At 64.7% G+C, this 12937-nt stretch carries 12 protein-coding genes; 9 read left to right on the top strand and 3 right to left on the bottom strand.

What is annotated here, in order from left to right; all coding sequences use genetic code 11:
- The first annotated feature begins 15 nt into the window (after positions 1 to 15).
- From E4P09_RS20965 to E4P09_RS20945, 5 genes are read left to right on the top strand one after another with little or no spacing between them, the layout of a single operon-like run.
- Positions 16 to 1512, top strand: coding sequence for an ABC transporter substrate-binding protein (locus E4P09_RS20965; protein WP_137391572.1), 1497 nt, complete (start codon positions 16 to 18; stop codon positions 1510 to 1512).
- A gap of 26 nt (positions 1513 to 1538) precedes the next feature.
- A complete protein-coding gene (locus E4P09_RS20960; RefSeq protein ID WP_137391571.1) occupies positions 1539 to 2483 on the top strand; it encodes an ABC transporter permease in 945 nt (314 codons plus the stop codon).
- Complete coding sequence (locus E4P09_RS20955; protein WP_137391570.1) at positions 2476 to 3348, top strand: ABC transporter permease; 873 nt, start codon at positions 2476 to 2478, stop codon at positions 3346 to 3348. The genes E4P09_RS20960 and E4P09_RS20955 overlap by 8 nt, the downstream gene beginning before the upstream one ends.
- Complete coding sequence (locus E4P09_RS20950; RefSeq protein WP_137391569.1) at positions 3345 to 5459, top strand: dipeptide ABC transporter ATP-binding protein; 2115 nt, start codon at positions 3345 to 3347, stop codon at positions 5457 to 5459. Before E4P09_RS20955 ends, E4P09_RS20950 begins: the two co-directional genes overlap by 4 nt.
- Before the next feature lie 54 nt (positions 5460 to 5513).
- Positions 5514 to 6470 carry an agmatinase gene (locus E4P09_RS20945; RefSeq protein WP_137391568.1) on the top strand — a complete coding sequence of 319 codons (957 nt, stop codon included), beginning with the start codon at positions 5514 to 5516 and terminating at the stop codon, positions 6468 to 6470.
- A 48-nt stretch (positions 6471 to 6518) separates the two neighbouring features.
- Here the strand turns inward: E4P09_RS20945 and E4P09_RS20940 are convergent, their stop codons facing one another.
- The 3 genes from E4P09_RS20940 to E4P09_RS20930 are packed head-to-tail and all read right to left on the bottom strand — an operon-like array spanning position 6519 to position 8911.
- Positions 6519 to 7202, bottom strand: a complete 684-nt coding sequence (locus E4P09_RS20940) for a DUF2848 domain-containing protein (protein ID WP_137391567.1) — start codon at positions 7200 to 7202, stop codon at positions 6519 to 6521.
- Positions 7203 to 7247: 45 nt separating this feature from the next.
- Complete coding sequence (locus tag E4P09_RS20935; protein ID WP_170984537.1) at positions 7248 to 8030, bottom strand: SDR family NAD(P)-dependent oxidoreductase; 783 nt, start codon at positions 8028 to 8030, stop codon at positions 7248 to 7250.
- 56 nt (positions 8031 to 8086) lie between these two features.
- Positions 8087 to 8911: an IclR family transcriptional regulator gene (locus tag E4P09_RS20930; protein WP_137391565.1), complete on the bottom strand. Its 825-nt coding sequence runs from the start codon at positions 8909 to 8911 to the stop codon at positions 8087 to 8089.
- Between the two features lie 226 nt (positions 8912 to 9137).
- Between E4P09_RS20930 and E4P09_RS20925 the strand changes: the two genes are divergently transcribed.
- The 4 genes from E4P09_RS20925 (at position 9138) to E4P09_RS20910 (ending at position 12934) form a co-directional block, all read left to right on the top strand.
- A complete protein-coding gene (locus E4P09_RS20925) occupies positions 9138 to 9905 on the top strand; it encodes an SDR family NAD(P)-dependent oxidoreductase (RefSeq protein WP_137391564.1) in 768 nt (255 codons plus the stop codon).
- A 37-nt stretch (positions 9906 to 9942) separates the two neighbouring features.
- Positions 9943 to 11340 carry an amidase gene (locus tag E4P09_RS20920; RefSeq protein ID WP_205042217.1) on the top strand — a complete coding sequence of 466 codons (1398 nt, stop codon included), beginning with the start codon at positions 9943 to 9945 and terminating at the stop codon, positions 11338 to 11340.
- 23 nt (positions 11341 to 11363) lie between these two features.
- On the top strand, positions 11364 to 12215 hold the full coding sequence (locus E4P09_RS20915; RefSeq protein ID WP_137391562.1) for a polysaccharide deacetylase family protein: 852 nt from the start codon (positions 11364 to 11366) through the stop codon (positions 12213 to 12215).
- Positions 12216 to 12337: 122 nt separating this feature from the next.
- Positions 12338 to 12934: an NADPH-dependent FMN reductase gene (locus E4P09_RS20910; protein ID WP_137391561.1), complete on the top strand. Its 597-nt coding sequence runs from the start codon at positions 12338 to 12340 to the stop codon at positions 12932 to 12934.
- The last annotated feature ends 3 nt before the right edge of the window (positions 12935 to 12937 follow it).

Below are 12937 nucleotides of genomic sequence, written 5' to 3'. Positions count from 1 at the left end.
CAGGGGAGGTAGAACATGAAGCGATTATTCGGATGGATACTCGCGGCGGGTCTGGTGGCGACAATGGCCGCCGGCGCTGCCCAAGCAGAGGGCACCCTGAGGGTGGCGGTGCCGTCCAATGTCAACACGCTCGATCCGGCTAAGACCAAGATCGGCGAGGAATACATCATCAATAACCTGGTCTTTTCCGGTCTGACCGAAAGCGACCCGAAAGGCCAGGTGAAGCCCGACCTCGCCGAGAGCTGGACGGCGAGCGACGACCTCAAGACCTGGACGTTCAAGCTGCGCGACGGCGTGAAATTCCACGACGGCCGCCCGCTCGAGGCGGAAGATGTGAAGGCCACCATCGAGCGCGTGATGGACAAGGCGACCGCTTCGGTGGCGCGGGTGAACTTCAGCATCGTTGAAGCGATCGAGACACCCGACAAGAACACCGTCGTGTTCAAGCTGACGCAGCCCTATGCGGGGTTTGCCGAAATCCTGGCTGATCGCCAGGTCCGCATCGTGCCGCGCGACAAGCTGGATACGATCGCCTCCAAGCCGATTGGCACGGGTCCCTTCAAACTTGATCTGTTTCAACCGGGCGATCGTTTCGAGCTCTCGAAGAATGCCGACTATTACAACCCGGACATCCCGAAGCTCGACAAGATCCTGATCCGGATCATCCCCGAGCGCGCTGCGCAGTTCGCCGCCCTGGAGAATGGCGAGATCGACCTGATCTGGGACGTGCCGCCGGAAACGATCAGCCAGTACAAGGACAACCCGAACGTCGAGATGGACTCGATCGCCACGTCCACATGGGACGGCGTCATCCTGAATGCCAATCAGAAGCCCTTCGATGACCAACGGGTGCGCAAGGCGGTCTCCCTGGCGCTTGACCGGCAGGGCCTGGTGGACATCGCCCTGTTCGGCGCGGGCACGCCCACCCACACGATGATCCCGCCGACGCATCCCTACTACAATTCCGATCTGCCCATCACCAAGCCCGACATCGCCCAGGCGAAGGCGCTGCTCGCCGAGGCCGGGTATGCGGATGGCTTCGAAATTCCACTCTATGTCCCGAGCGGCCGGCCGACCCGCGAGCGCCTTGGTCTCGGCGTGGCGGAGATGCTGAAGCCGATCGGCATCAGGGCTGAGATCCAGCGCGTACCGTGGGATAAGTTCGTCAAGGATATCGAAGGCAAAGCCGCCTTCTTCATCGACGGCTTCTACAGCCGGCCGACCATCGATACCTCCATCTACCCCTGGTACCACTCGACCGGATCCTGGAACACGACGCTGTGGAACTACAGCAACCCGGAGATGGACAAGGTGCTCGATGCCGCCCGGGCGGCGAAGACCGACGAGGAGCGAGCCGCGCTCTACAAGAAATTCCAGGAAGTGGCGGAGGCCAGCCCGGCCGGGATCATTCCCTATGTGCTGAACCACACCAACGCCTTTTCGCCGAAGGTGAAGAACTTCCACTCGCATCCGATGATGTGGCTGGATCTGCGCGAGGTTACGGTTGAATAGCTGATCGCCGACCGGAGGCGGGTCTCATGACCGTCTACATCCTGCGCCGCCTGCTCGCTATCGTCGGGATACTGATCGTGACGTCGGTGCTGATCTTCGGCGTGACCCAGGTGCTGCCCGGCAATGTCGCCTATGTCATTGTCGGGCAGTTCGCCACGCCCGAGGTTGTCGCCGCGGTCGAGCAGCGGCTGGGCCTGAACGACCCGGTTTATGTGCAATACTGGCGATGGGCGTCCGGCATCCTGCGCGGCGATCTCGGCCAGTCCATGGTGATGGACCGGCCCGTGGCCCCCCTGATCTGGGATGCGTTGCGGGCCTCCGCCCTCCTTGCGGTGCTCTCCTTCATCTGCGTCACCATCATCGGCATCGCGCTCGGGGTGATCGCGGCAGTGCGGCGCAACAAGCTCACCGACCATGCCGTCTCGATGTTCACCTATCTCGGCATCTCGGTCCCCGAATTCTTCTGGGGCATCGTTCTGATCATCCTCTTTGCCCGCTATCTGCACTGGTTGCCGAGCGGCGGCATCGGCGACAGCGATGCCGACTGGGGCACCAGGCTCAAACATCTCATCCTGCCGACCGCGACGCTGACCTTCACCCTCATCGCCCATGTCTCGCGCCTCACCCGCTCCAGCATGATCGAGACCTTGCGCAGCAATTACGTCCGCAATGCCCGGGCCAAGGGGCTGCCGGAGCGGGTGGTGATCTATGGCCATGCCCTACGCAACGCGCTGCTGCCGACCATAACGGTGCTGGCGATCGACGTGGGCTGGCTGATCGGCGGCATCGTCGTGGTCGAGTCCGTATTCGCCTATCCTGGCCTGGGCCGGCTCCTGATCTTCGCCATCGAGCGCCACGACTTGCCGCTCATCCAGGGCACGATCCTGATCATCGCAGCGATCTATGCCGTCGCCAATCTGATCGCCGACCTGCTCTATGCCTTTTTCAACCCGAAGATCCGCTATGCCTGAGCAAGCAGCAGAGCCCACCACCGCCCTTGCACCGGCACGGCGGCTGCACCGATTGCCGGCAAAGCTGTGGGCCGGCGGTGCGATCGTCTTCAGTCTGGTGGCCGTGGGAGCCCTCGCCCCGCTCGTCGCGCCCTATCCCTATGACGAGATGAACATCATCCAGCGCCTGCGTCCGCCGAGCCCGCAGAACTGGTTCGGCACCGACGAATTTGGTCGCGACGTGTTGAGCCGCACCCTCTACGGTGCCCGGCTCTCGCTGATGACGGGCTTCTTGGCCACCGCCATCACCATTGCCATCGGCGTGCCGCTGGGCCTGATCGCCGGCTACAAGCGTGGCTGGCTTGATGGGCTCATCATGCGGGCCATGGATGTCCTCATGTCCTTCCCGCCGATCATGCTCGGCCTTCTGGTCCTTGCCGTCACCCAGCCGGCGTTGTGGAAGACCATCATCGCCGTCGGCATCGTCTATGTGCCGGGGGTGGTCCGCCTCACCCGCAGCGTGACCCTGGAACTGGCCCATGAGGAATTCATCGAGGCCGCACGCGCGCGCGGCGAGCACATCAGCTATATCCTCGCCCACGAGATCCTGCCCAATGCCTGGCCACCCATCGTGGTCGAGGCCAGCCTGCGCGTGACCTTCGCCATCCTGCTGGGCGCTGCCCTGAGCTTCCTCGGCATGGGCGCGCAGCCGCCCAGCTCCGACTGGGGACTGATGATCGCCGAAGCCCGGCCGTTCATCGATCAGGCGCCGTGGATTGCGCTTGCCCCGGGACTTGCCATGTGCGCGACGGTCATCGGCATCAATCTCCTCGGCGATGGCCTGCGTGAGGCCCTCGATCCGCGAATGATGCGGTCACCGGCATGAAACCGGAAGCACTCCTCGAGGCGACGGGCCTGACCGTGACCTTCCCGACCGCCGCTGGATCATTGGTGGCCGTGGACGGCATCGACTTTCGCGTCGATCCAGGCGAGGTGCTGGCGCTGGTGGGGGAATCCGGCTCCGGCAAGAGCACGGCGGCCTTGGCCTGCATCGGTCTGCTCGGGCCGGAGGCACGCATCGGCGGCACCGTGCACATCGACGGCCAGGAGCTGATCGGGCTTGCCGAGGCGGAACGGCGCAAACTGCGCGGCCGCGTCGTCAGCATCATATTCCAGGATCCGTTCACCTCCCTCAATCCGAGCCTGCCAATCGGTCGGCAGGTGGCCGAGCCGCTGGTTGTCAATTTCGGGATCAGTCCGGAGGCGGCCCGCAGCCGCACCCTTGAAGTGCTGGCGGAGGTAGGCCTTCCCGATCCGGCATCCCTGCTGAATGCTTATCCGCATCAGCTCAGCGGCGGCATGCAGCAGCGGGTGCTGATCGCCGGCGCGCTCATTTCCGATCCCAAGCTGCTCATCCTGGACGAGCCGACCACCGCCCTCGACGTCACGGTGGAGGCTCGCATCCTCGATCTGCTCGATACGATCCGGCAGCGGCGCAAGCTCGGCATGCTGTTCATCACCCACAATCTCGGGGTGGTGAACCGCATCGCCGATCGCGTGTGCGTGCTCTATGCAGGCCGCGTCGCGGAAACGGGGGAAAAGGACCAGGTGCTGGCCGCCCCGGCCCATCCCTATACCAAGGGTCTGCTTGCCTCACTGCCGAAACTGGCCGCAGTCGGACGGCACACGCGGCTGCTGCCAATCCCCGGCCGGCTGCCGGACATGACGGAGCCGCCTGCGGGGTGCGCTTTCATGGCCCGCTGCCCCTTCGCCGAAGAGGCGTGCAGCGCGCCGCAGCAACTGGTGCCGGCCGGTTTGGGACAATTGGCCCGCTGCTGGAAAGTCAATCAGCTCCGGGATCGGCCCTGGCCGAGCCTGGAGGCGCCCGCGGATCGGCGCGCGGAAGCCAGAGCTGCCGGAGCGACGATCGTCGGCCGCGATCTCTCCAAGACCTTCACGGGCCGGCAACTGGGCGGCAAGATCCGTTGGCAGCGCAAATACGGCCTGCCCTGGCCTACCCTGCCGGGCCGCACCGTGCATGCTGTGAACGGTGTCTCGCTCGAGATCGCGCCCAGCGAAATTCTTGGCCTGGTTGGCGAGAGCGGCAGCGGTAAATCCACCCTGGGCCGGCTTCTCCTCCGCCTGGTCGATCTGGACGAGGGCACGATCGAGATCGATGGGACCGATGTGAGCCGCCTGCCCGAGTCCAAGCTGCGGGCGTTCCGCAGCAAGGCACAGATCGTGTTTCAGAACCCGAACTCCTCGCTCAATCCGCGCCAGAGGGTGGGCGAGATCATTGGTCGGGCCGCCAAGCTCCACACACCTACACCACCCAATGGCCGGCGTGCCCAGGTCGAGGATCTGATCGACCGTGTCGGTCTTTCCCGTTCTTTCTACGATCGCTATCCCCACCAGCTTTCGGGCGGGGAAAGGCAGCGGATCGGCATCGCCAGGGCGCTGGCCACCCAACCGAGCTTCGTGGTCTGCGATGAACCAACCTCCGCCCTGGACGTGTCGGTGCAGGCGACCGTGCTCAACCTGCTCGCCGATCTGCGAGAGGAAGAAGGCCTCTCCTACCTGTTCATCTCCCATGATCTCTCGGTCGTGGCCCATATCAGCGACCGCATCGCGGTCATGTATGCTGGCCATATCGTCGAGATCGGCAAGACGGCCGACGTGCTGCATCCACCCTATCACCCCTATACGGAGGCGCTGCTCTCGGCCATTCCCCTGCCCGATCCGGCACTGGCGCAGCGCGAGCGCGTGACCTTGCGGGCAGACACCCCGCCCGACGGCGGCAAGGCTACGGGATGCCCGTTCCACCCCCGTTGCCCGCGCAAGCTCGGCAAGCTCTGCGAGACGGTGACCCCTCCGCTGCGGAAGCCGACGCCCGACCATGAGATCGCCTGCCACATACCGCTCGAGGATCTGGCCGCGATCCCCTCCGTCATTCCGGACTCCACGCCCCGCGCCGAGCCACGGTACTCCCGCCGATGAGCCAGCTTGCGGACCGCTAACCCCCGCCACCCACTTTGCTTCAGGAGAGCCGCCATGACGCTTCCCCTAACCGTCGCCCCGAAATTCGGTCACAAGAGCTTCCTGTTTTCGGAGGTCTCAACCGATCTCGACAACCTCCAGGCCGATATCGCCTTTCTCGGCATCCCCTATGGCGCCCCCTACTCCATGGAGGACGTGAACAACGAGCAGAGCCGTGCGCCGTTCGCGGTGCGCCAGGCATCCGACCGCGCGGTGCGCTCGCTGGAACGCTACGATTTCGACATCGGCGGACCGCTGCTGCAGGGCAAGGACATCAGGCTCGTCGATGTGGGTGACGTGCCGGGCAACATGCATGACTTCGACGAGCATTTCCGCCGCTCGGAGACGGCGGTGCGCAAGATCCTGAAAGCTGGTGCCTTACCCCTTGTGATCGGTGGGGACCATGCCATCACGATCCCGGTGCTGCGCGCTTATGAAGGCAGAGGCCCGATCACGCTCGTGCAGATCGATGCGCATATCGATTGGCGCGACGACTTCAATGGTGTGCGCCAGGGCTTGTCGAGCACGATCCGCCGCGCATCCGAAATGGCGCATATCGACCAGATCTTCCAGATCGGCCTGCGCGCCCAGGGAAGCGCCCGGCCAGAGGAGGTCGAAGCCGCGCTCGACTACGGCGCGCATCTCATCACCGCTTACGAGCTGCACGATGTCGGCATGGACGAGGTGCTCAACCGCATCCCCGACGGCGGCAATTACTATCTCACCGTGGATGCGGACGGCATGGACCCTTCCGTGATGCCGGCGGTGGCGGGTCCGGCGCCGGGCGGTGTCACCTTTCCCCAAGCGCGCAAGCTGATCCATGGGCTCGCCAATAAGGGCCGGGTGGTCGGCATGGATATCGTCGAAATCCTGCCGGCCATCGATGTCAATCGCATCACCTCGATCGTCGCGGGCCGGCTGTTCGTAAACATGATCGGCGCCACCATCCGCGCCGGCTATTACGGGAAGTAGCGCTCATCCCAGCTTGGCATTCGCGAGGCCCGCGCACCGGCGCCGGCGTCAGGCGATGATGGGCAGTATCTTGACATCATAGGCGTGGCGGAGACTGCGCCCCAGCCGGGGGTCTTGCAGCTCACATTCGAAGCGCGCAGCAGGCCTGATGCCGTCCATCGCGGCGTGCGTGCCGCAGAACATCACCGTCCCATCACCGGTTGCGCCGCCATAGCCTCCGAGCAGCTCTTCAGGCGAGAGCATCCCACTGACTGGCCCCTCCTGGTAGAGCACCCGCTCGCCATCGATCCAAATCCAGGATCGCAGCATGAGGCTGTCCCAGTGGTCCCTCACGTCGTCATAGCGCCAGAGGTCCTGACCCATAGGCTTGTCGCACATCTGCTTGGAGACGGTGATGTCGTAGGTCTCGACCTTGCGATCGGTGTGATCGGAGCCTATGCCCACCAGCAGCTCGCCGCGGTCACGCAGCATCACGAATTCCACCTCGCCGCTGGAGGCGGTCCCGACCGCTTCCAGGAGGGGGGCAGTGGTGATGCGGGCTGCGGCCACGCGATAATAGATCGGCGTGGAGGTTGGGCGCGGAACCCCCAGCGCCTCGAGCTCGGCTATGTGCTTCTCCAGCGCAGCCTTGTCGCGGCCGGTCCAGCCGGCAATGACCGCCTCCCGAATGGCGATCGACCGTTGCTCCCGGGCCTGCCTGCCATGGACTACGAAATTCACTTGGTATGTCATGAATATGCCTGCGGGCCTTGAGGTGTTTGTCGAGCCGACCAGAGCTCAAAGATTGCCGCCGTCAATGCGGATGGTCGTGCCGGTAATGTAGCCAGCCTCTCTGGATAAGAGATACTCGATCATCGAAGCAACCTCGTCCGTGTCGCCCGCGCGCCCGATCGGATAGCCCGCCAGCATGCGCGCACGCTCTTCCTCCGGCAGCGCATCGAACCGGTCGCGGATGCGCGAGCCCTTCTCCCCCAAGATCAAGCCGGGGCACAGCGCGTTGACCGTGATGCCATCGGCGGCGACATCCTTCGCGAGCTGTGCGGTGAACCCGATGATCGCCGCCTTCGCCGTCGCATAGGGCAGCCGCGCGGCCACGGTCGTCGGCGGCCCCTTCTCGCCGAAGGCGATGACGGAGGACAGGTTGACGATGCGGCCATATTGCTGGCCGCGCATCACCGGCATGACGGCGCGGCAGAATAGAAAGGTGCTTTTGACGTTCAGGTCGATCACGTGATCCCAGACGTCGGTATCGATCTCCTCGATATCCGTCACGCGCTTTGGTCCGGCCCCGCCGGCAATGTTGACGAGCGCATCGATCCGGCCAAAGGCTTTCACCGCCGTCTCGACAGCGGCGGCCACCTCGTCTTCGCGCACCACGTCGCTCGTCAGCGGAAGAATGCGGCTGCCCTCGCTCTCCAGCTGTTCCATCGCCCGGTCGATCGCCTGCTGGTCACGATCGATCAACAGCAGATCGAACCCCTTGGCAAGCAGCCTCGCCGCGGTCGCCAAGCCGATGCCGCCGGCGCCGCCGGTCAGGATCGCTGCCTGTTGCGCTGTCACCGATGTCCTCCCTTTAAGGCCGTTGATGAGCCGCGGTGCGGTGGCCCGCGGAAAAATCAGGCGGTTCCCACCGCCTTGGCCGCTGCGATGACCAAGGGCCCGAACTTCCTCGCGAAGTCCGAGGGCTCCCATTCGCTCAGGGAGCCGGCCACGTGAATCGCGCCGATGGGCTTGTTGTCCTTGTCCACAATGGCGGCGGCGATGGCCAACTCGCCGATCATGATCTCCTCGAGCGCCAGGGAATAGCCGAGCTGCCGAACCTCCTCGATGCGCTTGAGGATCTCTTCCAGCTGGACCGTCGTCCGGGGTGTGATGCGCCTCCGGTCGGAGCGGGCCAGAATGTCGAGCACCCTTTCATCCGGCAACCTCGCCAGCACGGCTCGCCCGCCAGAGGTGCAGAATGTGGGAACGCGCCGGCCAATGAGGTGGGCATAGAAGCTGTCCCGCTTACTCTGCAGGCGGACCAGATAGAGCATGGTGAGATCGTCGAACAGGCTCAAGTCTACCCGCTCCTGAACGTCGCGGCGCAGCTCCGCAAGGATCGGCACCGCGCGGCTGACCAGAGGATTGGCCTTCAAGTAATCGAAGGTCCGCTCCAGCAGCTTGCGTCCGGGCACGAGCCCGCCGGCCGCGCCCTGTTCGAGATAGCCCAGCTTGGTCAGAGTATAGGCAAGGCGCTGCGCTCCGCTCTTGTCCAGACCCGCGGCCTTGGCGATCTGGGATAAGGACATGGGCTCGGGCGTGTTGGCGAAACCTTCCAGCACCCGAAATGCCCGCGCCACAGACTGAACGAACAGGCGATCCGTCGAATCCTTGTTCGCGCTTTCAGCCGTCAGCGAAGTCGCTTCCGCTGATCGGAATGGCTGGCGGGTCCTGCTCATTTCTCACCATTCTCGCTCTTCGAGCCTTCGAAAACGTGCCGGGGCACGGCAGAAAAAGACAGGCCATGTGTTTGCTTCGACCAGACCTGTTGACGGGCGGTGCGCCACACGGTAGATTTTTGCAATCCTATAGTATTACGGTGCGATACGCAATGATTTTTGTCCGGCCACAGCAGGTGAAGAGATCTGCATCCAGCTTCGCCAATCGCGCAATGGGAGAAGCGTGATGTCCGGCACCCGGCCGCTTCATGGACGCAGCGCCATCGTGACCGGTGCCGCCAGCGGCATCGGAGAGGCCATCGCCCGCCGGTTTGCGGCCGAGGGAGCAGATCTGTTGCTGGTCGATCGCAATCCCGAGGTGGTGAGCATCGCGCGTGATCTGGGTGCCGAGGCCCTGGCGCTGGACGTGGCCGCGCAGGAGGCGGGCGAGCGCATGGCAGCCGCGTGCCTCGGGGCCTTCCAGCGGATCGATATCCTGGTGAACAATGCCGGCATCGGCCAGGCCCGCAGCCTGGCCGAAACCGATGACGAGATGCTGGACCGGATGATCGGCATCAATCTTACCGCGGTCCTGCGGGTCACCCGCAGCATCATGAGCCATCTCGCAAGTCCTGGCGGACGCATCATCAGCATCTCGTCGACGCTCGGCCTTGCCGGCCACCCCGGAACAACCGCCTACGCCGCCGCCAAGGCTGGCGTGGCCCAGATGACGCGCCAGCTTGCGGCCGAACTGGGCCCGCGCGGCATTCTGGTGAACGCGCTCGCGCCGGGCGCCATCGACACGCCCATGACCACCACCCGCATCCACGGCGATCCGGCCTATCGGCGCGCCTTCATCGATGCGGTTCCCATCAGGCGGGCCGGCCTCACGGACGAGGTTGCAGCCGTCGCCGCCTTTCTGGCTTCGGATGACGCCTCGTTCGTGTCCGGACAGGTGATCGCCGTCGACGGCGGCTGGCTCGCCGGCCGCCATCTCCCGCTGAACAGCCACTAACCAGCGCCTGCCGCCATCGAGCTCCGAGGATATGTCAGTGCTCAAATCTGCCACCTACAGCCCCAAGGACTTCACCCAGCTGACATTTCACGACGCCATTCCGGCATTCGTTGACGGCCGCGACACGCCTCGCGCCTATCTCGAGCGGTGCCTGGAGACCATCGCCGAGCGGGAGCCGGTGGTGAAGGCCTGGGTGACCTTGAACGAAGAAGGTGCGCGGGCCGCGGCCGACGCGTCCACGGCGCGCTATACGGCCGGTCGGCCCCTGTCCTCGATCGACGGTATGCCGGTCGGCATCAAGGACCTGTTCATGACGCGGGACATGCCGACCAAGATGGGCAGTCCGCTTTACGAGAGCAACTTCCCCAAGCAGGACAGCGCCTGCGTGCAGGCGCTCAGGGCGGCCGGCGCGGTCATCCTGGGCAAGACGGTCACCACCGAGCTCGGCATGTCGCACCCAGGCCCGACCACCAACCCGTTCGATCCTAGCCGCACGCCGGGCGGCTCCTCCAGCGGCTCGGCGGCGGCGGTCGGCGCGCGGATGGTGCCGGCTGCCATTGGCTCGCAGGTGGTGGGCTCCGTCATCCGGCCGGCCGGCTTCTGCGCCAATTATGCCTTGAAGCCCACCATGGGTGCCCTTCACCGCGGCGAACGGCTCGCCTTCAGCCAGAGCCATATCGGCGTGCATGCCGGATCGCTCGAAGACATGTGGCACGTGTCGATCGAGATCGCCAAGCGCGCGGGCGGTGACCCTGGCTATCCCGGTCTCTTCGGGGGCGACCGTCTGCACCCGCCCGTCGTGCCGCGGCGCCTGATCCTGGCGGAAACGGAGGGCTGGACCAGCCTCGATGAGGACACCCGGGCTGCTTTCGAGCAACTTCTGCACAGGCTGGAGCGCGGCGGCGTCGAGATCATCCGGCGCGGGGACAACCCGCTGATCGAAGCCTTCGAGCGGGCAATCTCCACGAGCCTCGTGCTGTGCCGCGACATCTGCGCCTACGAGCTGCGCTGGACCCTGAACAACCTGCTGGACCAGTTCGGCTCGGGTCTCAGCGAAAGCCTGATGTCGCGCAAGGCCCTGGGCGAGAGCATGTCCATTGACGACTATCGCATGGCCCTTGCCCAACGGGAGGAGGCCCGGCGCGCCCATGCCGCCATCGCGCCCTTGGCTGACGGTCTGATCACCCTGTCATCCATCGGCCCGGCGCCGTTGATGGCCAATACCGATCGGGATTCGGGTATCACGCACACCACCGGCCTGCCCGCCTTCAATGCCTGGACCTCGGTCTTGGGCTCGCCCGCGATCACGCTGCCGCTGCTGGCCGTGCGCGGATTGCCCGTCGGCGTGCAGATCGTCGGGCAGCAGCACACGGACGACACACTGGCCGGGATCGGCCGCTGGCTTTCAGACAGGGTTCTCGCGTCTGTTTCTTAGAGGGTTTGCGCCGGGAGGATGCAATGAGCTGGATGAATGGCGCCAAATGCGTGGTCATGCTGACCTTCGATTTCGATGCGGAGAGCCTGTGGCTGAGCCGTGACCCCACCAATTGGGACAGGCCGGGCGTCCTTTCGCAAGGCACCTATGGCGCGCTGGTGGGCGTGCCGCGCATCCTTGAGCTCTTGCAGGAAGAGGCGCTGCCCGCGACGTTCTTCGTGCCCGGCTGGGTCGCCGAATTCCACCAGGACAAGGTGGAGGCGATCGTGGCCGCGGGCCATGAGATCGGCCATCACGGTTACCTCCACGAATGGGTCGATCCCTCAGAGCCCGAGCGCGAGCGCGAAGCCATCGAGAAAGGCCTCGATGCCCTCAAGCGGACTGTTGGGATCGTTCCCAAGGGATATCGCTCTCCCGCCGGCGAGACGGGCTATCACGTGGCGGAGCTGCTGAAGGAAAAGGGCTTTCTGTACGACAGCTCCATGCTCGATGGCATCTTTCCCTATCGCATGACCCTGCGCGGGGGCTTGCCCGGCGTCGTCGAGCTGCCCTGGAGCTGGAGCCTGGACGATGCGCCCTATGCCCTGTTCAGCATCAAGAACCCGCGCCCGATCTTCACCAACGACCACGTCCTGAAGGTGTGGACCGACGAGTTCGATGCGATCTACCGCTGGGGCGGCCTCTTCAATCTGGTGATGCATCCACAGGTCATCGGCAGGCCTTCACGGCTCGATCTGCTTCGGGCCTTCGTCAACTATGCGCGGAGGTTCCCTGACGTCTACTTCGCGCAAGGAGTCGATGTGGCGAACTGGTTTGTGGCGCACGAGCCGCCATTCGTGGCCCGAAAAATCCCCGTCCGCCCGGCGAATACCTAGGAATCGGCGGTGCAAAATGTCTTGCCAAGCGGAAATATCTTTCCTTAAATATCTGCAAATCGGACGTATCGCTTTGCGATACTATCTGACGCAGAATGGAAAGCTGTGATGGAGCCTGCAGCATGAGCAAGACCTCCATCACCAACAGACGGCGATCGTCAGTGCTTGCCTTGGGCGGAACCACGCGAAAGAACTCCACCTCCGAGCGGGCCCTCAACATTGCCGTCGAGGAGTTGCGCAGCGCGGGCGTCGAGGTCACGGTCATCGCCGGTCCGGACCTGCTCCTGCCGATGTTCGACCCCGACAACCTTGCGGACGACCCGCGCGTGCGGTTGCTGCAGGATGCGGTGCACAACTGCGACGGCATGCTGATCTCGTCGGCGTCATATCACGGTGGTGTGCCCGGCCTGCTCAAGAACGCCATCGACTATATCGACGCGGCCGACCCGCGGCGGCCCTATCTGGACGGGCGAGCCGTCGGCTGCATTGCCTGCGCCGGCGGGTGGCAGGCAACCGGCAGCACGCTGACCGCCCTGCGCGCCATGGTGCACGCGCTGCGTGGCTGGCCGGTGCCGCTCGGCGTCGCGATCAACACCACGCAGAAACTGTTCTCGGAGAGCGGCGACTGCCTCGATCCGCACGTGGCGGAAAGCCTGCGCAAGATGGCGCAGCAAGTGCTGGAATTCATTCGGATGCGAGAGCTTGCCAAGGCCTGCTAGCGG

The sequence above is a fragment of the Rhodoligotrophos defluvii genome (assembly GCF_005281615.1).
Taxonomy (GTDB): Bacteria; Pseudomonadota; Alphaproteobacteria; order Rhizobiales; family Im1; genus Rhodoligotrophos; species Rhodoligotrophos defluvii.
Note: the sequence above shows the minus strand (reverse complement) of the source record. Positions and strands in the feature narration are given on the sequence as shown.